This is a genomic window from Rheinheimera hassiensis, assembly GCF_022436675.1.
GTDB lineage: Bacteria > Pseudomonadota > Gammaproteobacteria > Enterobacterales > Alteromonadaceae > Alishewanella > Alishewanella hassiensis.
On record NZ_JAKUJZ010000007.1, the window covers coordinates 218,275 to 239,598 of the forward strand.

At 47.4% G+C, this 21,324-nt stretch carries 21 protein-coding genes; 12 read left to right on the top strand and 9 right to left on the bottom strand.

All coding sequences use genetic code 11. The features are described from left to right. Positions 1 to 153: 153 nt before the first annotated feature. The 7 genes from MJX74_RS16385 (at position 154) to MJX74_RS16415 (ending at position 8,301) form a co-directional block, all read left to right on the top strand. Entirely contained in the window at positions 154 to 999 is an 846-nt protein-coding gene (locus tag MJX74_RS16385; RefSeq protein ID WP_240224078.1) for an HDOD domain-containing protein, read from the top strand. A gap of 56 nt (positions 1,000 to 1,055) precedes the next feature. After that, entirely contained in the window at positions 1,056 to 2,750 is a 1,695-nt protein-coding gene (locus MJX74_RS16390; RefSeq protein WP_240224080.1) for an NAD-dependent malic enzyme, read from the top strand. Positions 2,751 to 2,846: 96 nt separating this feature from the next. Further along, positions 2,847 to 4,706 (top strand): DUF885 domain-containing protein, encoded by a 1,860-nt coding sequence (locus tag MJX74_RS16395; RefSeq protein ID WP_240224081.1) that lies wholly within the window; start codon positions 2,847 to 2,849, stop codon positions 4,704 to 4,706. A gap of 97 nt (positions 4,707 to 4,803) precedes the next feature. Continuing rightward, a complete protein-coding gene (locus MJX74_RS16400; protein WP_240224083.1) occupies positions 4,804 to 5,262 on the top strand; it encodes an ATPase in 459 nt (152 codons plus the stop codon). An 81-nt stretch (positions 5,263 to 5,343) separates the two neighbouring features. Further along, the gene (locus MJX74_RS16405; RefSeq protein ID WP_240224085.1) at positions 5,344 to 5,910 is read left to right on the top strand and encodes a type 1 glutamine amidotransferase domain-containing protein; all 567 of its coding nucleotides are present in this window, start codon (positions 5,344 to 5,346) and stop codon (positions 5,908 to 5,910) included. Between the two features lie 202 nt (positions 5,911 to 6,112). Next, positions 6,113 to 7,414 (top strand): ribonuclease J, encoded by a 1,302-nt coding sequence (locus MJX74_RS16410; RefSeq protein ID WP_240224087.1) that lies wholly within the window; start codon positions 6,113 to 6,115, stop codon positions 7,412 to 7,414. Between the two features lie 65 nt (positions 7,415 to 7,479). Further along, the gene (locus MJX74_RS16415; protein ID WP_240224089.1) at positions 7,480 to 8,301 is read left to right on the top strand and encodes a MipA/OmpV family protein; all 822 of its coding nucleotides are present in this window, start codon (positions 7,480 to 7,482) and stop codon (positions 8,299 to 8,301) included. A gap of 54 nt (positions 8,302 to 8,355) precedes the next feature. On the opposite strand, the gene yghU is transcribed toward MJX74_RS16415, so the two are convergent. Continuing rightward, positions 8,356 to 9,195, bottom strand: coding sequence for a glutathione-dependent disulfide-bond oxidoreductase (yghU, locus tag MJX74_RS16420; protein WP_240224091.1), 840 nt, complete (start codon positions 9,193 to 9,195; stop codon positions 8,356 to 8,358). Positions 9,196 to 9,440: 245 nt separating this feature from the next. Between yghU and kynU the strand changes: the two genes are divergently transcribed. The 3 genes from kynU to MJX74_RS16435 all read left to right on the top strand — a co-directional run bounded on the left by kynU (position 9,441) and on the right by MJX74_RS16435 (position 12,837). Then, entirely contained in the window at positions 9,441 to 10,694 is a 1,254-nt protein-coding gene (gene kynU, locus MJX74_RS16425) for a kynureninase (protein WP_240224093.1), read from the top strand. Beyond that, entirely contained in the window at positions 10,695 to 11,867 is a 1,173-nt protein-coding gene (locus tag MJX74_RS16430; RefSeq protein ID WP_240224095.1) for a GNAT family N-acetyltransferase, read from the top strand. A gap of 97 nt (positions 11,868 to 11,964) precedes the next feature. Continuing rightward, entirely contained in the window at positions 11,965 to 12,837 is an 873-nt protein-coding gene (locus MJX74_RS16435; protein ID WP_240224097.1) for a transporter substrate-binding domain-containing protein, read from the top strand. Between the two features lie 11 nt (positions 12,838 to 12,848). Here MJX74_RS16435 and MJX74_RS16440 read toward each other — a convergent pair whose 3' ends face one another. Further along, the gene (locus MJX74_RS16440; RefSeq protein WP_240224098.1) at positions 12,849 to 13,454 is read right to left on the bottom strand and encodes a DUF938 domain-containing protein; all 606 of its coding nucleotides are present in this window, start codon (positions 13,452 to 13,454) and stop codon (positions 12,849 to 12,851) included. Between the two features lie 16 nt (positions 13,455 to 13,470). After that, on the bottom strand, positions 13,471 to 14,112 hold the full coding sequence (locus MJX74_RS16445; RefSeq protein WP_240224100.1) for a DUF481 domain-containing protein: 642 nt from the start codon (positions 14,110 to 14,112) through the stop codon (positions 13,471 to 13,473). 145 nt (positions 14,113 to 14,257) lie between these two features. On the opposite strand from MJX74_RS16445, the gene MJX74_RS16450 reads away from it, so the two are divergent. Further along, positions 14,258 to 14,905, top strand: coding sequence for a hypothetical protein (locus tag MJX74_RS16450; RefSeq protein ID WP_240224102.1), 648 nt, complete (start codon positions 14,258 to 14,260; stop codon positions 14,903 to 14,905). Positions 14,906 to 15,109: 204 nt separating this feature from the next. Then, a complete protein-coding gene (locus MJX74_RS16455) occupies positions 15,110 to 15,376 on the top strand; it encodes a hypothetical protein (protein ID WP_092793675.1) in 267 nt (88 codons plus the stop codon). A 5-nt stretch (positions 15,377 to 15,381) separates the two neighbouring features. On the opposite strand, the gene MJX74_RS16460 is transcribed toward MJX74_RS16455, so the two are convergent. From MJX74_RS16460 to rpsA, 6 genes are all read right to left on the bottom strand, one after another. Continuing rightward, positions 15,382 to 17,106, bottom strand: a complete 1,725-nt coding sequence (locus tag MJX74_RS16460) for a potassium/proton antiporter (RefSeq protein WP_240224103.1) — start codon at positions 17,104 to 17,106, stop codon at positions 15,382 to 15,384. Positions 17,107 to 17,123: 17 nt separating this feature from the next. Next, a complete protein-coding gene (gene pyrF / locus MJX74_RS16465; RefSeq protein WP_240224105.1) occupies positions 17,124 to 17,828 on the bottom strand; it encodes an orotidine-5'-phosphate decarboxylase in 705 nt (234 codons plus the stop codon). 15 nt (positions 17,829 to 17,843) lie between these two features. Further along, entirely contained in the window at positions 17,844 to 18,980 is a 1,137-nt protein-coding gene (locus MJX74_RS16470) for an N-acetylglucosaminyl transferase (RefSeq protein ID WP_240224107.1), read from the bottom strand. A 3-nt stretch (positions 18,981 to 18,983) separates the two neighbouring features. Then, on the bottom strand, positions 18,984 to 19,226 hold the full coding sequence (locus tag MJX74_RS16475) for a LapA family protein (protein WP_068237964.1): 243 nt from the start codon (positions 19,224 to 19,226) through the stop codon (positions 18,984 to 18,986). Positions 19,227 to 19,267: 41 nt separating this feature from the next. Beyond that, complete coding sequence (ihfB, locus tag MJX74_RS16480; protein WP_068237962.1) at positions 19,268 to 19,552, bottom strand: integration host factor subunit beta; 285 nt, start codon at positions 19,550 to 19,552, stop codon at positions 19,268 to 19,270. A gap of 64 nt (positions 19,553 to 19,616) precedes the next feature. Then, entirely contained in the window at positions 19,617 to 21,293 is a 1,677-nt protein-coding gene (rpsA, locus tag MJX74_RS16485; RefSeq protein WP_156420357.1) for a 30S ribosomal protein S1, read from the bottom strand. Between the last annotated feature and the right edge of the window lie 31 nt (positions 21,294 to 21,324).

Here is a 21,324-nt window from a genome sequence, read left to right on the forward strand (position 1 = left end):
TATTTGGCTGATTTCTGAACTATCTGGTACAGAAACTAATCCTCCCGGTAAAAAAAACTAAGATTTTCTGGCCAAAGCTTGTAAAATCGCATGCAGCAGTAACACTTATAGCTGGCTGTAGTACGTCGGTGTCAGCTGGAGGAGAGTCACCTAATGAAAGCGTTGCAGTATGCCCAGAATGTATCCGATCTGTTCGCCCTGCCTGAAGGCTATCTGAGGGTTAAAGAACTGATGGACTCTGACACCGCCAGTCTGGACGAAGTTGCAGAAGTTATTTTACTGGATCCGGTACTCACATCAAAGTTGCTTAAATTGGCTAACAGTGCAATTTACAGTTTGCCTTATCAGGTAGAGAACGTCAGCAAAGCTTTATTAGTGTTGGGAAAAACCCAGGTTTATAACCTTGTGCTAAGTATCGGTATTGCATCAGCCTGCAGTAGAGTTGATACCTCGGCCATTGATCTTGAGCGTTTTTGGGAGCAAAGCATCAACGCCGCGCTTATTGCCAAGCATTTGGCGCAGTGCTGCGGGATTAAACCAACAGACCGCTTTTATGTCGCCGGTTTATTGCACAATATCGGCGAGCTGGTGGTGTTACAAAATAGCGCAGAGCAAGCTCACCAGTGTCAGGATTACAATTCAGAGCACCAGCCCTGGCAATTACAACAAACCAAACTGGATTTTACTTATGCGCAGTGCGGCGCAGAATTATTGCATTTGTGGCATTTACCCGACAGCATTGTCGAACCGGTTGCGCTGCAACACAGCACGCGCTTTGAGCAGAAAAACAAAGCCCAGCTTATTATTTATCTGGCAGTGCGCTTAGCATTGGCAAATCAGCATCCCGAGATCTACTCTACTAAGCAACTTGTTGACCCTTTCGTACTGGAGTTATTAAACCTGACTCAGCCAGACATTATTCGTGCCATCGATTTCTGTAACACCGAAGGCCTGTTTATTTTGTCCGTATTAAACCCCAGGATCAGCACTATTTATTAATTTTTTCTCTCCGGCATAACCTCAGGTTTGCCGGAGCAGTTATCTGGAAGCCATTCATGAGCAGTTCAAGCAAAAAATCTCCGTTGTATACCGCCTATTCCGGCTCAGCATTACTGGAAACACCTTTACTGAATAAAGGCAGTGCCTTTACTGCCGATGAGCGGCTGATGTTTAACCTTGCCGGTTTATTACCACCACGTTATGAAACGATAGAAGAGCAGGTAAGCCGCGCCTACATGCAGTATAAAAGCTTTGATACTGCCATTAACAAGCATATCTATCTGCGCGCTATTCAGGACAACAACGAAACCTTATTCTACCGTTTACTGCAGCAACACCTGGAAGAAATGATCCCCATCATTTACACGCCAACAGTGGGTGATGCCTGTGAGCAATTTTCGGATATATATCGCAGTGCCCGTGGTTTATTTATCAGTTATCAGGACCGGCATCAGCTGGACGATGTATTGCGTAACGCCACCAAGCGTAAGGTGAAAGTTATTGTTGTTACCGATGGCGAGCGGGTATTGGGCCTTGGCGATCAGGGTATTGGCGGTATGGGTATTTCTATCGGCAAGTTGTCATTGTATACCGCCTGCGGTGGCATCAGCCCGGCTTATGCACTACCGGTAATGTTGGATGTAGGCACGAATAACGAAAAACTACTGAACGACCCAATGTATATGGGCCTGCGGCAAAAACGGGTTAACCAGGCCGAGTATGATGAGTTTGTTGACTTGTTTATCCAGGCGGTGAAGCGGCGCTGGCCAGACGCTATTATTCAGTTTGAAGACTTTGCCCAGCCCAACGCTATGCCTTTATTACAGCGTTACCGCGACAAAATATGCTGCTTTAACGATGATATCCAGGGTACTGCAGCGGTAACGGTAGGTTCGTTACTGGCGGCGTGTCGCAGTAAAAATGCAAAGTTGTCTGAGCAAAAAGTGGTGTTTGTTGGCGCAGGCTCTGCTGGTTGCGGCATTGCTGAACAGGTTATCAGTCAGATGGTGGCTGAAGGCATAAGTGAAGCGCAGGCGCGTAGCCAAATCTATATGATTGACCGCTTCGGCTTACTTACCGATACCACACCAGGCTTGCGGGATTTCCAGCAAGCTTTGGCACAAGCCTCAACAGCAATAACAGAATGGAGCTACAGCAGTGAGTTTCCAAGCTTACTGGATGTGATGAATTGCGCCCAGCCGGGCATTTTGATTGGTGTATCCGGCCAGGCCGGTTTATTTACTGAACCGGTAGTACGGGCGATGAAAAAAGGCTGTGCTATGCCAATTATTTTCCCGCTGAGCAACCCGTCGCGCCAGGTGGAAGCCACACCAGAACAGGTTATTAACTGGACTGACGGCGAGGTTATTATCGCCACAGGCAGCCCCTTTGCGCCAGTGGCGTATAACGGCACGCTTTATCCGATAGCACAATGTAATAACAGCTACATTTTCCCTGGCATCGGGCTTGGCGTTATTGCCAGTAAAGCCCGGCTTATCAGTGATGAAATGTTGCGCGAAGCAAGCAAAACACTGGCGGCTGCATCGCCAAAAGCAAACAGCGGCGAGGGCGGTTTACTGCCAGCTTTTACCGAGTTGTCAGCGCTGAGTAAGCAAATTGCGTTTAACGTTGCCAAAGTAGCAATGCAGCAGGGCCTGGCGCTGGAGTTGGACGACGCCATGCTACTGCAAAAAATTGAAGACAACTTCTGGTTGCCACAATACCGACAGTATAAGCGGGTCAGTGCCTGAGCCTGACAAAGGTGCTTACAATTAGTTTTTAGACTAATCATCAGCTTGAGGGTAGGCTGTGTTTTGGTATAACCAAAACTACAAAGGAACCCTCTAATGCATAAGTCTCTTATTGCCCTTGCTGTGGCCGGCATCCTTGCCGGCTGCGGCCCGGCACCGCAAAACAATACACCCAGCCCGACAACTGATGTGGTTGCAGAACAAAAGCAGCAGTCAGAGACTGAACGGCTAAATCAGTGGTTTGAAGTTAAATACGAGCAACAACTACAACAAAGCCCGCTGCAAATGACCTTTCTTGGCCGCAAAGATAAGTATGATCAAATCGACGATACCTCGATCGCCGCGGAAGATGAGCAACTGGCCTGGCTAGCAGCAACAGTAGAAGAGCTTAAAACCAGCTTCGATTACAGCAAGCTTGATATTGAAGCACAAACGTCTTATGACATCTGGGTTTATCAGTATGAACAAGCCAAAGAGGGCGTAGCCTTTCGTAAAAATGGATATGTGTTTACCCAGATGCACGGTATTCATGCCATGTTGCCGCAAATTATGATCAACTTTCATAAAGTTGATACTGCAGAAGATATGCAAGCCTATATCAAACGGATTGAAGGTATCAGCCGGGCTCTGACACAACTGCTGGAACGGGCACAGGCAAATGCCGAGCATGATGTACGCCCGCCACGCTTTGCCTATGATGGTGTTATCGAGCAAATAAATAACCTGATAAGCGGCGCGCCATTTACCGATGCAGAGCAAGACATACCACTGTGGGCCGATGCCAAAAGCAAAATTGACGCACTGGTAACTGCCGATAAACTTAGTGATGAGCAAGCTAAACAACTGGCAGATGACACGAAAAGTGCCCTGCAAACACATTTTTTACCGGCTTATACAGCGCTGAAACAATGGCTACAGCAGGATATTCAGTTTACTGATGAAATTGCTACCGGTGTGGGCAAGCAACAAGGCGGCACAGACTTTTATAATTACAGATTAAAAGTATCTACCACTACCGACTTAACCGCAGAGCAGATCCATCAAATTGGTCTGGACGAAGTTGAGCGCTTAACCAAAGAAATGGTAGCTATTAAAGACAAAGTGGGTTTTCAGGGCGATTTAACAGCCTTCTTTAAGTTTATTAAAGACGACGATCAATTCTACTACCCAGACACCGATGAAGGCCGTGAAGGCTATCTGGAAGATTCCAGGCAGTATCTGGCCTTTATTAATAAGAAACTGCCTGAATACTTTGGCATTTTACCTAAGGCAGAGCTGACAGTGAAACGGGTAGAGCCGTTTCGTGAGCAGCCGGGTGCAGCACAGCATTATTTCCCGGGCACACCGGATGGCGCAAGGCCAGGCATTTATTATGCGCATTTGTCTGACATGCGCTCAATGCCAAAAAATGAAATGGAAGCCATTGCTTATCACGAAGGCAATCCAGGCCATCATATGCAAATTTCTATTGCACAGGAGCTAACCACAGTACCGGTATTCAGAACTCAGGCAAGCTTTACCGCTTATTCAGAAGGCTGGGGCCTGTATGCTGAACAACTAGCCAAAGAAATGGGGGCCTATCAGAACCCATATTCAGATTTTGGCCGCTTGATTACTGAAATGTGGCGCGCAGTGCGCTTGGTAGTAGACACCGGCCTGCACAGTAAAGGCTGGAATGAGCAACAGGCGATAGATTACTTTCTGGAGAAAACGCCGATTGCCCAAGGTGCGGTAATTTCGGAAGTGCGCCGTTATATCGTTTGGCCAGGTCAGGCAACGGCATATAAAATTGGCATGATTAAAATTCTTGAACTGCGTAGCAATGCCCAGAAAGAGCTCGGTGATAAGTTTGATATCCGCGCCTTTCACGATACTGTGCTTGGCGGCGGTGCCTTGCCACTTAGTGTGTTAGAAAAACGGGTTAATAACTGGGTGAACACCGTAAAAGCAGGGTAATCCGATTAAGTCTTAAACCACGTTAAATAAACAGGCCGCAATTGCGGCCTGTTTTTTGCGTGTTATTTACGACTGTAATACTTTTAGAGGATCCCACATGAAAGTTGAATCACTCCGTAGTTTGTTAGATTGGACCTCAGGGTATCACCGGCATTTATCCAATTGTCTGGCTGATTGTGCAAAACATCAGCTAGATGATCGCTGCCAGATGTTGCTGAATTACCTTGCTGACAAAGAAATGAAACTCGCTATTGCCGTGCAAGGTTTCGAGGATGTGGGTGAAGACAAAGCCTTAAATACCTGGTGTACAGAGCATCTAGATCGCCATCCGCTATTAGCCGGTGCGGCTTGTGATGACGCCTTCATCTCTATGACGACTACAGAAATTATTACTGAAATAGAGAATCAACATCAGCAAATCATTTTGCTGTATCAGAATTTGTATGACCGCTCTCAAACACCAAAAATTCAGGAGCTATTAGCACAGGTCCGTGACTTGGAGAAAAATGAGGCCCAGCAAATGATGCACGGTGCTAACAGGTTGGAAGATCTTTAACAGGTTACACCGTTGCAGTTCTCAGACATTAGGTAAACTTTACACTACACCATGTAACATTGAATGATTAGGAGGCATAGTATGAACGCACAATCGATTTTATCAGGTAAAAAAATTGCTGTTCTTGCCACTGACGGCTTTGAGTTCAGCGAACTTACTTCTCCGCGTGACGCGCTAGTTGCAGCAGGAGCAACGGTAGAGGTTATTTCACCACAAGACGGTAGTATCAGAGGTTGGTCAGGTAAAGACTGGGCTGACACTGTAGCAGTGGATAAGACCCTGCAAAATGCCAAAGCAACGGACTATGACGCTTTAGTGTTGCCAGGTGGCTTAATAAACCCTGACACCTTGCGCCAGGACGAAAAAGCTATCCGCTTTATTCAGGCCTTTTTTAGCGATAGCGCCAATAAACCGGTGGCAGCCATTTGCCACGGCCCCTGGTTATTGGCAGAAGCTGGCGTACTTAAAGGGCGTAAAGTTACGTCATATAACAGTATTAAGACTGATTTGAAAAACGCAGGCGCTATCTGGGTGGACGAGCCGGTAGTAGTAGACAATGGCCTGGTAACCAGCCGTACTCCTGATGATTTAGATGCATTTAACAAAAAGCTGCTGGAAGAAATACGTGAAGGGCGCCACACCGCCTGACTTCGCAGTTAACCCTAACTCAGCCATTAGCCACGTGCAGTAATACCAGGACTGGCAAACAAGCAAGGATGCTGTCAAACTGCCTGACAATTGCGCTAAAGGTTGGTAAAAGGAGAGGGTTATCAGTACGCAACACATTGCGGCGATACCAGGTGTTAACGATCTGTGGTTTTTACCACTGGGTGGCACCGGTGAAATTGGCATGAACCTTAACCTGTATGGCCATGCTGGCCAGTGGCTAATGGTAGACTGTGGAGTAACCTTTAACAGCCCTTTATCACCACAATATAATGCGGCTGCCGGCAGCGGCCAAAATGCAGAAATACTGGCAGCCGACCCAACCTTTATCAGCCAGCAAAAAGACAATTTATGCGGTATTGTTATTACCCACGCGCACGAGGATCATATTGGTGCTTTGCCACAATTATGGCAACGTTTTAACTGCCCGGTGTATACCACGCCTTTTACCGCTGAAATTTTACGCCGTAAATTAAGTGTGCTTGGCTTAGCTGACAAAGTACCCGTAATTGAAGTATTAAGCGGTGCCACTATAAATATCGGCCCGTTCTGTTTGCACTGGCTGGCTATTACTCATTCTATTCCTGAACCCCATGCTTTAGTGATTAAAACTGCAGCAGGTACAGTGTTTCATACCGCTGACTGGAAAATGGATGCCAGCCCGATCACCGGCCGTGCTTTTAAAAGCTCGGTGTTTAAGCGCCTGGCGCAGCATAATATTACGGCTATGGTGTGCGATTCTACCAACGCCTTGCGAGAGGGGTTTTCTCTGTCTGAAACAGACTGCCATAACGCCTTGCTGCAGGTAGTTAAAGCCGCCACAGGCCGCGTAGTGGTAACAGGGTTTAGTTCTAACGTGGGCAGGCTGATCTCGCTGGCCCGCATAGCGGCTAAAACCGGCCGTTATCTGGCACTGCTTGGCCGCTCGCTGGACAACATGGTGGGCGCAGCCCGCGCTACCGGCTATTGGCCAGACGAGTTAACAATAGTAGACGCCTACCATATCGGTTATCTGCCAAAGGACGAAGTGCTGGTTATTGCCACCGGCTCACAAGGAGAGCCACGTGCTGCACTTAACCGCCTTGCCGATGATAATCATCCGTTGTTGTTACTGGAGCAGGGCGACCTGGTTATTTTCAGCTCTATTATTATTCCAGGCAATGAAATGCTGATTAGCCGCCTGGTAGAGAAATTTAACGCCCGTAATATTCAAACTCTGCAAGCCCATGATACCGAGCTGCCTATTCATGTGTCCGGTCATCCAAACAGGGGCGAGCTGGATTTACTCTACCGTTGGGTGCAACCGCAAATTGCCGTGCCGGTACATGGCGAAGCCGCGCATTTAGCCGCGAATGCCGACGTGGCTAAAGCCGCCGGCGTGCCGCAGCAACTTACCGGTTTAAACGGCGATTTGTTTGTGCTGGCCCCCGCACCGCGTTTATGGCCCGGTTTTGCGAAGGCCGGGCGAATAGCTTTAGTGCGTTGATGTTTAAACTCCTGCTAGCTTGAACAAAGCTGTGTTTTAGCCACCCGAACAACCCCGAGGTATAAATGACAGTTAAGTTTGCTCCTATTATGATATGCAGCCTGCTTTTAGCCAGTCCGGTGTTGGCAGATCAACCCGCACTACCGCTGTGGGAAGCAGGTTTAATTGGTATTAATGTCAATCAGTTGGCATATCCGGGTTCAGATCAGCTGGTACGGCGCAACTTTGTACTGCCGTATCTGATTTACCGCGGCGATATACTGCGGGCAGATCGTAACAACGTTGGTTTGCGTGCCTTTAAAACCGACGCTCTGGAGCTGGATCTGGGGTTTGCCGGTTCGCTGGGATCATCTGATGACGATATTGCCGTGCGCGAAGGGATGGACGACCTGGGTATTTTGGTCGAGGCTGGGCCGCGGCTGCGCTGGACATTAAGCGAAGACTTTTTTGGTGCCAGAATACGGGCTGATTTTCCGCTGCGGGCAGTGTTTGATCTGGACGACAGCCTGCGTTATAGCGGCGTGAGCTTTGAACCCGGCTTAAATGCCGATCTTATTACTGCGGCACAGACGTTTTACACCTTCGGAGTTAGTGCACTGTTTGCCAGCGAGAAATTAAGCGATTATTTTTATCAGGTATCAGAAGCCGATGTTACTGCGCAGCGGCCGTTTTACGATGCTCAAGCCGGTTTAATTGCCCTTAGGGGCTCGGCCAGTGTTGGTAAAAAGTTTTCTGATAAATGGCGCGGCTTCGGCTTTGCCCGCTATGAATGGACACAGGGCGCTAAAAATGCCAACAGCCCGTTGCTGGTGCAAACGGGGGGCTGGTCGTTTGGTGTCGGTATCACCTATATCTGGACAGAATCGGCACGTAAAGTAACGAATTAAACAGAAACTAAGCGGCCTGCCGGTAGGTATTCAGCAGGCCGCATCAGCTTATGCTCAGAGATTAAACTGCGCGAAATCTTCGCTGCTGTGCCGCTCTGGCAACTGCGGGCCGTCACCAAAGTTGCGGTTAACAATATAACCGCGTTTAACAGCAGGGCGCTCATCAATCTGTTTTGCCCAGCGCATCAAGTGTTTATAACTTTGGGTATCTAAAAATTCTGCGGCATTGTAAGCCCGGTTTAGCGCTATACCACCATACCAGGGCCATATTGCCATATCGGCAATGCTATATTCATCGCCGGCGATAAATTCATGCTGTGCCAACTGCTTGTCCAGTAGATCCAACTGGCGCTTGGTTTCCATCGCATAGCGGTTTATCGGGTACTCATACTTTTCCGGTGCGTAAGCATAGAAATGACCAAAACCACCACCGACAAAAGGTGCACTGCCCATTTGCCAAAATAACCAGTTCAGCACCTCAGTACGTTTGGCGCTGTCTTTGGGCAAAAAGGCGCCGAATTTTTCTGCCAGATATAACAAAATAGAACCGGATTCAAAGACTCTGGTACCGTTGCTGGTATCCAGCAGCGCCGGAATTTTTGAATTGGGGTTGATCTCAACAAAACCACTGCCAAACTGGTCGCCATCTTTAATGCTGATAAGCCAGGCGTCATATTCAGCGCCGCTGTGGCCAGCAGCCAGCAGTTCTTCGAGCATAATGTTTACTTTAACGCCGTTGGGTGTGGCCAGTGAGTATAGTTGCAAAGGGTGTTTGCCTTTGGGTAACACTTTATCGTGGGTAGCACCGGAAACAGGGCGGTTAATATTGGCAAACTGGCCGCCATTTTCGACGTCCCAGGTCCAGACTTTGGGTGGGGTGTAATTTGTACTCATTATCGCTCCTTATTATTGGCAGATAGCAGAACCAAGCCAGAAAACTTAAGTATGATGTTGATATGGGTAAAGTGGAGCAAAAATACAAGCTGACAGACTGATCCGGGCAGAGCTTTTGCGACTAAGCCATAGCAAATAAGCATAACGCGCCAGGCAGCACTAACTTACACTGCAACGTTAGCAATAATTATCAAGCTAAGTTTATGATTAAACGTTTAATAACAGCTACAGGAGCAGTATGCCAAGTGACAGATCACGCTAAATTAAGTCGTGCAGCGTTGCAACAACACGATGTCAACGATCCACTGTCGGCAAAACGGGCTGCCTTTTACCTGCCGGACAACACCTTGTATCTGGACGGTAATTCGCTCGGTGCTATGCCAAAGATCGCGGCAGAGCGTGCAGCAGAGGTGGTCAGCCAGCAGTGGGGGGAAGGTCTTATTACCAGTTGGAACCGCCATCATTGGATAGATTTGCCTTTTAGCGTTGGCGATAAGATTGGCCATTTAATCGGTGCAGCGCCAGGGCAAGTAGTATGCTGCGACTCCACTTCGGTAAACCTGTTTAAAGTGCTATGCGCGGCCTTATCATTGCAGCCGGCGCGTAGCAAGGTGCTTTCCGTTAGCGGTAATTTTCCGACCGATTTATATATGGTTGAGGGGCTAAGCGCCCTTACTGGTAATAACCACTGCCAGTTACAGTTGGAGGATGAGTCTGAACTGGAGCAGGCAATCACCGGGCAGGTTGCGGTATTACTGCTAACGCATGTAGATTTTCGTAGCGGCCGTTTATTTGATATGGCAAAACTGACCCGGCTGGCACAGGATCAAGGCGCGTTGGTCATTTGGGATTTAGCCCACAGCGCCGGAGCTTTGCCGTTGGCGTTAGATGAATGTCATGTCGATTTTGCCGTAGGCTGTGGCTACAAATATTTAAACGGTGGCCCGGGCGCGCCGGCTTTTATCTATGCGGCAAAGCGGCATCATGCCATGCTTCAGCAACCATTAACCGGCTGGATGGGGCATAAAATGCCGTTTAGCTTCAGCACACAGTATGAAAAATCCTCCGGCATTGCGCAGTTTCTAACCGGCACACCAGCCGTAATATCGTTGAGTGTGCTGGATGCGGCGCTTGATGTATTTGCTGATGTCGATATGGCGCAGTTGCGGCAAAAATCGCTGGCACTGAGTGATTGCTTTCATCAGTTAGTTAGCCAGAATGATTGTTTAAATGAACTTGAACGTATTACGCCCTATGCCACTGCTGAACGTGGCAGCCAGTTAGCCTATCGCCACCCGCAGGCTTATGCGCTGTGTCAGGCGCTGATTAAGCAGGGCGTTATTGCAGATTTTCGTGCGCCGGATATTCTGCGCCTGGGCTTCACACCCCTGTATTTACGCTACATTGATGTTTGGACAGCGGTAGAAATTCTGGTTGATGTAATGCACAGTGGCGAGTATTTAAAGGCCGGGTACCAGATAAAACAAAAGGTTACTTAATTGCTGACAATAAAGTGGCTACATAGCTTAAGTGCGGTAAGCGCCGCTCAGTGGGACGCGCTATTTACAACGGATAACACCGCAGCGGCTTACCCGTTTTGCCGGCATGCGTTTTTACTGGCACTAGAGCAGGGCGGTAGTGTCGATGCTGCCAGTGGCTGGCAAAGCCAGCATCTCACGCTATGGCAGCACGATAACCTGATTGGCGCCGTGCCAGGTTACCTGAAACAGCACTCTTACGGTGAATATCTGTTCGACTGGCAGATTGCCGAAGCGTACCAGCAGCATCAACTGGTTTATTATCCCAAATGGGTAGCCGCTATTCCGTTTACACCAGCAACAGGGCCACGGCTTGGTGTACTCCCGGCATTGCTTGTTGACCCGGCACTGTTTGATACGGTGCTGACACTTATCTGCGATACCTTAAAACAGGCCGTCGCCAGCCAACAGTTTTACAGTGTGCAGTGGCTTTACACCGGCAATGCGTTACATGAAAAACTGCTACAACAAGGCTTTTTAGCACGCCACGATGTGCAGTTTTTGTGGCATAACAAGGCCTACCAAGAGTTTGACGATTACCTGAACCAGCTTAATTCGCGTAAGCGCAAGCAAATCCGCCAGGAGCGCAAAGCTGCTGCCGGTTTTAGATTGGCCACGCTGACTGGCAGCGAACTTAGCGCTGAGCACTGGCAAGGCATTATCCGCTGCTATCAGGCTACTTATTTAAAGCGCTCCGGCCATCCGGGGTATATCAGCACGCAAAGCTTTATTACGTTGGCAACAACGATGGCTGACAACATAGTGGTATTTGCTGCTTTTACCGACAGCAATAATATGATTGCCGCCGCCCTGTGTTTTAAAAGCGCTGATACTTTGTACGGCCGTTACTGGGGCGCGCTTATCGACGCTGAGCATCTGCATTTTGAACTGTGTTATTACCAGGGTATTGAGTATTGCATCAGGCATGGTCTGCGCTATTATGACGCTGGCGCTCAGGGCGAGCATAAGCTTAAGCGCGGCTTTGAACCGGTAATGCGCAATGGCAGTTACCTGTTTGCTGAAACGCTGTTAAGCGGCGCGATAACAGCGTATTTTCAGCAGGAAACCGAACACCTTAAAGCCTATAGTACGGCAGCGATGCAGGCTTTACCGTACAAAAAATATAACGTTTAGTGCGCTATGCTTGCCTATACTGACATCAACATCATTGTTGCCTGTATGGCAACAGCCGATCATGGTTTGCCTTTTTACAGCAAAATTTAAGGTGGTTATGACACTCTCGTCATTAGCAGCATTGTTTACCCTGATTGTCACTGCCATACCACTTAATGCTGCTGCCAAGCCGTTATGGCTTACCGACATGGATGAGAGTGCGCTGGTTTATAACAGTGTGCCAGGCATTAATATTAACGCCGTCACGCGGCAGTTGTTACTGGAACATATGCCTGAGCATCAGGACAGCGTCACTATTGTTAATAATGAACGTGCCTTTCAGATGCTAAAAACAAACACTTTGGCTTGCACCGGCAACAAGGTACGCAATAGCGAACGCGAAAGCTTTGCCTATTTCAGCGATATACCACAGCTTATTTTCCCGGGCCTGCGGCTATATATGCTAAAAGCCACAGCAGAAACCGCTGGCATAGCCCGGCTACAATATGACAAACGCCATTCTTTTGCCGATATCAGCACCAGACTACCGCGCAGCCGTATCGGGGTAGTGGGAGGGCGTAATTATGGTGAGCCGTTGCAAGCCATTTTTGAACAACTGGCCAGCCGCAACCGCATTTATACCCGCACCGGCAATAATATGAGTGCTGGGCCTATATTAGACATGCTTGTAAACGGCAGGGTAGATCTGGTAGTGGAGTACCCTAACGTGGTGCAGCATTACAGCGAAGCGCTGCACCACTCGACAGAACTGGTTAGCGTAGAGATTAGCGAAGCGGCTGAGTACACTGGCGGCTACATTATGTGCAGTAAAAATGAGCAAGGTAAAAAGCTGGCACAGGCTTACAGTAACGCCATACAACTTGCCAGCAAGGATAAACGCTATCTGCAGGCGCATTTACGCTGGTTTGACGTTAGCTCACACCACAAGGTTACCGCTTTATATAACAAGGTGTATAACACCACGTTTTAGCCTGAAATGTATTAATCGCCGCTACGCAAAAACTGCAGCAAGCGGTTATTTGCCGGCATACTGTGATCCTGTTGTAAGCTAAAACCGGCTGCGCCGGCCAAAGCCGTCACAGCTGCTATATCGCGGATACCCATCGCCGGATCGCGGCTTTTAAGTGACAGATCAAATGCTCTGTTGCTATCGCTGGTAAAGCGGCCGTTATAGTTAAAAGGTCCGTAAATACAAAGCGTTGCCTGTTCACTGAGCAACTCATTTAAGCGGCTGAAAAACTGCTCAACCACCGGCCAGGGCATAATATGCAGCGTATTGGCGCTAAACACTGCATCAAACTGCTGCTCAGGCAATGCATCGGCGCTGATATCCAGTTGCAACGGCAAGGGCAGGTTAGGCAAAGCTGCCCGTCGCAGCCTCTCGGTTAAATCAGGCAAATACAGCGCCTGATCCGACGCCTGCCAGCGTAAATGTGGCAAAGCAGCAGCAAAATACACCGCATGCTGGCCGGTACCACTGCCTACTTCCAGCACCTTACTGCAATTGGCAAACGCCTGTTGCAGTACCGCTAAAATCGGCGCTTTGTTGTTTTCACAAGCCTGAGAGAAGGGCAGATCGCTTTGCATTAATTTGGTCACCTTGTCAGAAATTCAGTGCAACGCCGGTGCCCAGTAAAGATGCATCACTGTCGAACTGATAGCTGATATATAAATCAATCATTGGTGTTACGCTATAACGCGCAGAAATATCGCCAAAAGTGCTACTATCAGTGTCAGAGCCGTCGTTATAACGCAGCGCAGCTGCTAACTCCAGATTTTGCACTATCAGGTAACGAAAACCGCCGCTGGCCTGAAAGCCATTAGAGGTGCTTTTTTCAAAACCCACAACTTCAGTTTCTGAGCGCACATAGCCTGCCTCAAAAAACGAATCGATGTTCTTAGCCACTGCCTGGCGCAGGCCCAAACCTACAACTAATTCAGACGCTTCCAGCTCAAGCCCCATAATATCATCCATGCCAACATCACCTGATACATCATAGTAAGAAGCATGCAGGTACAAGTTCTCAGACAGTAAATAACGGGCGTTTAGCTGATAACCATCAAGATCTACGTCGTCATTGCCTATATTTTTAAGAGTGGCTTTGGCGTAGCCAGCACTGACGTAATTCCAGTTAATATCAGACTTAGCAGCCTTATTCCAGCCCATATTTGGCGTATTGGCTTGTGCAGTAAAAGCAGAGCAGCCTAAAGCGGTCAGAGCCAGGCCAGCGATAATTGACTTCATAAAACCTCTGTTGTGATCTAAGGGAAATAAACGCCAACAGAGTAGCATCTTTGCAGCAAATAAGTGAAATTATTCAATAAAGTATTGTAGTATCAACGTTATGCCACAAGCAGGCTTAATGTGGTACGGTTGATAAAGGAGAGTTATGAATAACCCCCGGCAATGCGACGACAATATTGACGAAGTTAGAGACGTCTTCGACGTTATTGAACGCTTTTCTAATCAAAGCAAAACTCCAATAATTAAAAACACACATGCCTGGGAGCAGATAATAGGCGGCGCGTTTTTATTAACTTTGGTTGTTTCACTTGTCACGCTGGTAATAGCACCAGAATGGTTGGTTTATACGGGCGTTGTTTCTTTGCTTGCAGCATTTGCTTACGCTATAGCGCAAATCCTCAGTTTTGGCATTTTTTATAATCAACCGTTATCAGGTTACAGCAAACTGGCCAGTATAAGAACTCTCAATAGAATGGACTTCGTAGATTATCTGGCGTCATTTTCAGAGGAATCACTGAATGAAGTTAAGCGTACCATCGAGAAGGACTTTGAAACGATCGATAAGCGAATAGGCTTTTTGATTGGCGTGATTGATAAGACTGGGCTAGTACCGGCAGCAATAGCACTGATTTTTGCAATCCAACAACAAGGAGGCATTTTATCGGGCATCTTATATGGAACAGCGATAGCAATGTACGCCACAGCTATTTTAGGCAAACGGGCAATTGAAGTAATGAAGTTTAATGCTCAATGTATAGAGCTAGCGCTGAATTTGCAGAAAGAGGAGCAATAGCAGACAAGCGCTTAATTAATTAATTATAAATCAAATTTAACATAATATACATTATGGGATATAAAGTTATAGTTGGTAAAGCCGCTATTGAAACCATAAAACCCGTGTGTCAGTTCTAATTACCTTCATATGCACCCAATAGACTTCCCATTTTAACTCAGCGCTGTAGAATGCTGTCATTCGGTATTTTTTCAGGTTTTATCTATGGCAATTACCATTCGCCCCAATGACGAGCAACTGGCTATTTTAGCCAAAGCACAGCGTATGACGGCTGAGCTTACTTACTCAAAAGCTATCTTTAAAGGCCTTGCTGAATATGTGCAACTGAAAAAAGACTTTGATGAGCTGGAAAAAAAGCATAACGCACTGCTAAGTGCACATGCTGAATTAAAAGACACAGTAACCATGTATGTTATGTCTAAAACCAAACTGGAACGCATGCTACAAAACGATGCCAAAGCGCAGGATTAACTGCGCTAATCAGCTACCGGTTTAATACCAACCTGAGTTGCTTCGCCGGCGTCGTTTACCTGGCGCACTGTTAATAACAGTTTGTCCAGCTGCACCTGGTCACCAATAACCACCCGGCGGTGAAAACGCTGGGTGATATAGCCAGCCAATGTTTGCTGCTTGTCCTGATCTTCAATGTTGATGGTGTAAAACGCATCTAAATCGCTAAGGCTGATGCTACCGTTAAGCACAAAATCACCGAAGAAACTGCTTTGGCTTATTACTGATTTCTCTGCGTCTTTGGCCAGCACTTCACTTATTTGCCGGGCATGTTTAAGCTTAGTTAGCACCATTATGGTGTCTTTGCTGGTAAACACCGGCGTTTTTGCCGGCAATATCCATTCACCATCGCGCACAACACCTAAAAAATGTACCGGATGTTTAAACTGTAAATCCGCCCAGCTGGAAGCTAACACCGGTGAGGTGTCGGTTACTTTAAATGCCAGCACTTCCATTACATCGTTACTGGGTACCGCATCGAGCGGCATCACTTGATCGGGTGTCAGCTCGGCCGGTACTTCCAGTTTTAGCCAGCGCGCTACCGGCACTATGCTCCAGCCTTGCACCACTAAAGATACAATAACAACCACAAAGGCGACGTCAAAATACAGATGTTCATCCGGCATGCCGGCAAGCCAGGGAAACAGCGCCAAAATAATGGGAACCGCACCGCGCAGCCCAACCCAACTGATAAAAAGCTGATCGCGTGCCGGGAAACGAAATGGTATTAAACTGAAAAATACGGCTATCGGTCTGGCGATAAAAATCAGCACTGCAGCCAGCAATAATGCCGGTACCAGATGATTCATTAAGTTGCTGGGCACAACCAGTAAGCCTAACATCAGAAACATACCAATCTGGCTGATCCAGGCCAGGCCGTCATGCATGCGCAAAATATGAATAATCTGTGGTAAGCGTGCATTACCGACAAGATAACCCATTAAATACACGGCTAAAAAACCGCTACCACCAAAAGAGTTGGTTGCCGCATAAATAAAGATACAGCTGGCAACGGCCAATAAAGGGAAAAAAGCGAAGCTAAGCGGTAATTTACGGCACAAAAATACAAACACGCGCCCTGCTCCATAGCCCATTAACGCACCTACTACCGCTTGTTGTAAAAATACAAAAGCGACCGACCAGCTTACAGGCTCCCCCTGCGCCAGAATACCAACCAGAGTAAGGGTTAAAATAACAGCCATGGGATCGTTACTGCCCGACTCTATTTCCAGCGTTGAGGCCACCCGATCTTTAATACGCAGGCCTTGTGACTGGAAAATAGAAAACACCGCTGCGGCATCGGTTGAGCTTAGAATAGCGCCCAGCAGTAAGCCCTGCAGCAAGGTCATATCTAATAAGTAAGCCGCAGAAATACCGACAATACCGCAGGTAAGCATTACACCAAGTGTTGCCAGCATAGATGCCGGAGCCAAAGCCACCCGAAAACGTTCCGGATGGGTGCGCATACCGCCGTCAAACAGAATAATAACCAGCGCGATAGAGCCAATTAAAAACGCAACTTGCGGGTTATCGAACTTAATGCCAACCAGGCCTTGTTCGCCTGCCAGCATGCCGATTATAAGAAATACCAATAGCATGGGCGCGCCAAGGCGCGCTGAAATAAGCGTAGCTATGATACTGATAACAAAAAGAAAACCGCCAACTAATATCGCGAGGTTTATGCCATCCACCCTAACCTCCTGATTAATTAGGCGTTTGATATCTCCTGAACTATAGCATTCAATGCTTGCAGTGGGTGCTCGGCTTTCGTGATCGGGCGCCCGATCACCATATAATCAACACCTGCACAGAGCGCCTGAGCCGGAGTCATTACACGCTTCTGGTCGTCCTGGCTACTGCTGGCCGGGCGAATACCTGGTGTAACCAAACAAAAGTGTTTGCCAAATTGTTGTTTTAATAATGCCGCCTCTTGTGCTGAACACACCACGCCATCTAAACCCACCTGGTGTGTCAACGTTGCCAGCTTAAGTACCTGCTGCTCTGGCGTTTGATTAATGCCCAGCTCAGTTAAATCGCTTTGTTCCATGCTGGTTAACACAGTAACAGCTATAAGATAAGGTTTGTCAGCACCGTAAGTTGTCAGTGCTTCACGCGCAGCATGCATCATTTTACTACCGCCGCTGGCGTGTACGTTTACCATCCACACACCCAAATCAGCGGCCGCTTTTACCGCTTTAGCTACAGTGTTGGGTATGTCGTGGAATTTTAAATCCAGAAACACATCAAAATGGCGCTGCTGCAGCTGTTGCACAAACTGTGGGCCAAAGTGGGTAAACATTTCTTTGCCGATTTTCAACCGGCACAGGGTTGGGTCTAACTGACTAACTAAATTCAGTGCATCTGCTTTTTGTTCAAAATCAAGAGCCACCACCACAGGAGTGTTACACGACATGCTTTTTTCCTTTAACTAACGACCATCAATGCCGCTGATAGGCTCTACAGTTTCCCACTGCTGACAAGATGGACACAACCAATAATGTTTACGGGTTTTAAAACCACAGTTACGGCAACTGTATAACGACTTTTTATCCAGATAGGCGTTAACCAGCTCTTCAACTGAAGACAATGCTTCTGCGGCCGGTGCCGATTGCTGCTGCCTGATCTGCAGTAATTTCTGAAACAACCGGATACTCGGTTGCTGTTTTAATTTATCCAGCAAAAATTGCTCAGCTGCCGTGGCTGAACCATGCTGTGCCAGCCAACTGGCCAGCAGTACTACTGCACTGATATTATGCTGTTTATTGGCAAGCTGGCTTAGCAACTGATACCACTCTTCGTCAGTCAGCGCGCATTGTTGCAATAAAGGCAGGATATCGGCACTCCACTGCGGCTTATGTTCAACAATATAAAGCAAAGCTGACTTGGCAAGCGCAGTATGCTGATCGGCAAGTGCCCGTTGAGCCAGCTCATACTTAGGCCGCACAGCCGCCGGGTAACGTGATGCCAATTCCAACAAGGGTTCGGTGCTGTATTGCGGTTGTTGTTTTAAAGCTTCAATTTGCATATTAGCCTGAGCAATTCGCAATGAACGTGACTCGGTATGATCAACCACAGCACTGTACTGCTCAGCTTTGTGCCACTCGTGTGTAGCAATAAAAATACTGAACAATTGCTTGAGTGCAGCTTCTCCAAGCACCGGTGACTTAACCAGATTAACCAATAATTTTTCCGCTCTGTCATACAAGCCGGCTGAAAAGTAATCTTTGGCCAGTTCAAACTGAATTTGCTGAGCTTGCGGTTTGGGTAATTTAAGCTGATGCAGCTTTTCGTGAATACGAATGGCTTTGTCCCAGTCGCCTTTGCGGCGAAACAGATTGGCTAACGCCAGATAAGTTTCAATAGTGGCGGCTTCAATATCAAGCAGCTCTAATAACTGCTCAATAGCTTTATCTTCCTGATCGGTTAATAAGAAGTTTAAACCAGAAGATAAATTGCGGGTAATGCTGGCACGGCCTTTAAGTTCTTTATGTGTAACGCTGTTGCGTCCCATAAACCAGCCATAGGCTGCAGCTACCGGCAATAACAAAAACAGCAGCTCTAACATAGGCTAGCTGTTTTCCGTTGATTTACGCAGCCAACCCTTTGCTTTACGTTGCAGCGAATACAACAGGGCTATCATCAGGCCAAGCACAATGCCCAGCAGCAGGAAAATCAGCGCAATATCAACAACTCTTAAGCGTGCGCTGACAATAAGAAGATTTAAATCAGCCAGTTGCTGATTAATGGAACCAAACAGCACCCCTATAACAATCAGGGCTACTATTACTGCGATATAAAGTAGTCTGCGCAAGGGAAACTCCGTTTACGCCTGCAAACTCAATGTATTGAGGCTCAGGTGTTGTCTTTTACCCGGTCACGTAATTCTTTACCAGGTTTAAAATGCGGTACATGCTTACCGTCCAGTTCAACCTTGTCACCGGTTTTAGGGTTACGCCCTACCCGTGGTGCACGGTAATGCAGAGAAAAACTACCAAAACCACGAATTTCAATGCGTTCGTTGGCGGCTAAGGATTGCGCCATCTGCTCGAGGATTTCTTTAACTGAAGCTTCAACATCCTTGACCTGAATATGCGGGAAATCAGTAGCTAATTTTTCAATTAATTCAGACTTGGTCATAGCCCCTCCGGCGAACTTGAGTTTGGATAAAGCAGGAGGCTTAAGCCCCCTGCTTCGTTAGCAATTAATCCTGCTTCTGAGCAGCTTTAAATGCTTCGGCCATAGCGTTACCACCAAAATCAGCTTCTTGTTGCTTGCTGTTGACAGTATCCATAGCTTCTTTTTCTTCAGCTTCGAATTTCGCTTTGATTGACAGGCTAATTACGCGGTTTTTGCGATCAACACCCATTAAACGAGCTTCAATTTCTTCGCCTACTTTCAGTACCGTAGTGGCATCTTCAATACGCTCACGCGCGATATCAGATACACGAACATAACCTTCTACAGCACCTTCTAACATCACAGTAGCGCCTTTAGCGTCAACGGCAGTTACTTCACCTTTAACGATAGCACCTTTTTTGTTGTCAGCAAGGTAGCCGTTGAACGGGTCTTCGTCCAGCTGCTTGATACCTAAAGAAATACGCTCGCGCTCTGGGTCAACTTGTAACACAACTGCGTGTACTTCGTCGCCTTTCTTGAATTCACGAACTGCTTCTTCGCCAGTGGCGTTCCAGCTGATATCTGATAAGTGAACCAGACCATCGATGCCGCCATCTAAACCGATGAAGATACCGAAGTCAGTGATTGACTTGATCTTACCGCTTACGCGATCACCCTTGTTGAAGCCCTTAGCGAACTCTTCCCATGGGTTAGCTTTACACTGTTTCAGGCCTAAAGAAATACGACGACGTTCTTCGTCAATTTCCAGAACCATAACTTCCACTGAATCACCTAAGTTAACGACTTTAGATGGGTGGATGTTTTTGTTGGTCCAGTCCATTTCTGAAACGTGTACTAAACCTTCAACGCCTTCTTCGATTTCTACGAAGCAGCCGTAATCAGTCAGGTTAGTTACGCGACCAGTGATGCGGGCACCTTCTGGGTAACGTGATGCGATAGCGGCCCATGGATCTTCACCCATTTGCTTCAGACCTAAAGATACACGTTGTTTTTCGCGGTCGAATTTCAGTACTTTTACTGGAATTTCGTCGCCAACATTAACGATTTCGCTTGGGTGCTTAACGCGCTTCCATGCCATATCAGTGATATGCAGTAAGCCGTCTACGCCACCTAAGTCTACGAATGCACCGTAGTCAGTCAGGTTCTTAACGATACCTTTAACTTCCATGCCTTCTTCCAGCGTTTCTAACAGCTGGTCACGTTCATGGCTGCTTTCTGATTCAATAACGGCACGACGTGATACCACCACGTTGTTACGCTTCTGATCCAGCTTGATAACTTTGAACTCAAGTTCTTTGTTTTCCAGGTGCAGAGTGTCACGCACCGGACGTACGTCTACTAATGAACCAGGCAGGAATGCACGAATGCTGTCAACTTCAACTGTGAAACCACCTTTAACTTTACCAGTGATAACACCGATAACAGTTTCTTTATCTTCACAGGCTTTTTCCAGACGTACCCATGCTTCGTGACGTTTAGCTTTCTCACGAGACAGTTGGGTTTCACCGAAACCATCTTCAATGGCGTCTAACGCTACGTCGATGATGTCGCCAACGCTTACTTCGATTTCGCCGTTCAGAGATTTGAACTGTTCAACCGGGATAGCGGCTTCTGATTTCAGACCTGCGTCAACCATAACAACATCTTTCAGAACAGCAACAACTGTTCCTTTGATGATAGAGCCAAGGCGTGTTTCAGATTTAAAGCTTTCTTCAAGTAGTTGTGCAAAATTTTCAGTCATAGTCACTTTTTCAGTTAAGTGCTCCACGCCG

Coding starts and splice junctions, on each gene's coding strand:
- MJX74_RS16385 (WP_240224078.1), top strand. CDS start 154: ATGAAAGCGTTGCAGTATGCCCAGAATGTATCCGATCTGTTCGCCCTG.
- MJX74_RS16390 (WP_240224080.1), top strand. CDS start 1,056: ATGAGCAGTTCAAGCAAAAAATCTCCGTTGTATACCGCCTATTCCGGC.
- MJX74_RS16395 (WP_240224081.1), top strand. CDS start 2,847: ATGCATAAGTCTCTTATTGCCCTTGCTGTGGCCGGCATCCTTGCCGGC.
- MJX74_RS16400 (WP_240224083.1), top strand. CDS start 4,804: ATGAAAGTTGAATCACTCCGTAGTTTGTTAGATTGGACCTCAGGGTAT.
- MJX74_RS16405 (WP_240224085.1), top strand. CDS start 5,344: ATGAACGCACAATCGATTTTATCAGGTAAAAAAATTGCTGTTCTTGCC.
- MJX74_RS16410 (WP_240224087.1), top strand. CDS start 6,113: ATGAACCTTAACCTGTATGGCCATGCTGGCCAGTGGCTAATGGTAGAC.
- MJX74_RS16415 (WP_240224089.1), top strand. CDS start 7,480: ATGACAGTTAAGTTTGCTCCTATTATGATATGCAGCCTGCTTTTAGCC.
- yghU (WP_240224091.1), bottom strand. CDS start 9,195: ATGAGTACAAATTACACCCCACCCAAAGTCTGGACCTGGGACGTCGAA.
- MJX74_RS16435 (WP_240224097.1), top strand. CDS start 11,965: ATGACACTCTCGTCATTAGCAGCATTGTTTACCCTGATTGTCACTGCC.
- MJX74_RS16440 (WP_240224098.1), bottom strand. CDS start 13,454: ATGCAAAGCGATCTGCCCTTCTCTCAGGCTTGTGAAAACAACAAAGCG.
- MJX74_RS16445 (WP_240224100.1), bottom strand. CDS start 14,112: ATGAAGTCAATTATCGCTGGCCTGGCTCTGACCGCTTTAGGCTGCTCT.
- MJX74_RS16450 (WP_240224102.1), top strand. CDS start 14,258: ATGAATAACCCCCGGCAATGCGACGACAATATTGACGAAGTTAGAGAC.
- MJX74_RS16455 (WP_092793675.1), top strand. CDS start 15,110: ATGGCAATTACCATTCGCCCCAATGACGAGCAACTGGCTATTTTAGCC.
- pyrF (WP_240224105.1), bottom strand. CDS start 17,828: ATGTCGTGTAACACTCCTGTGGTGGTGGCTCTTGATTTTGAACAAAAA.
- MJX74_RS16470 (WP_240224107.1), bottom strand. CDS start 18,980: ATGTTAGAGCTGCTGTTTTTGTTATTGCCGGTAGCTGCAGCCTATGGC.
- ihfB (WP_068237962.1), bottom strand. CDS start 19,552: ATGACCAAGTCTGAATTAATTGAAAAATTAGCTACTGATTTCCCGCAT.
- rpsA (WP_156420357.1), bottom strand. CDS start 21,293: ATGACTGAAAATTTTGCACAACTACTTGAAGAAAGCTTTAAATCTGAA.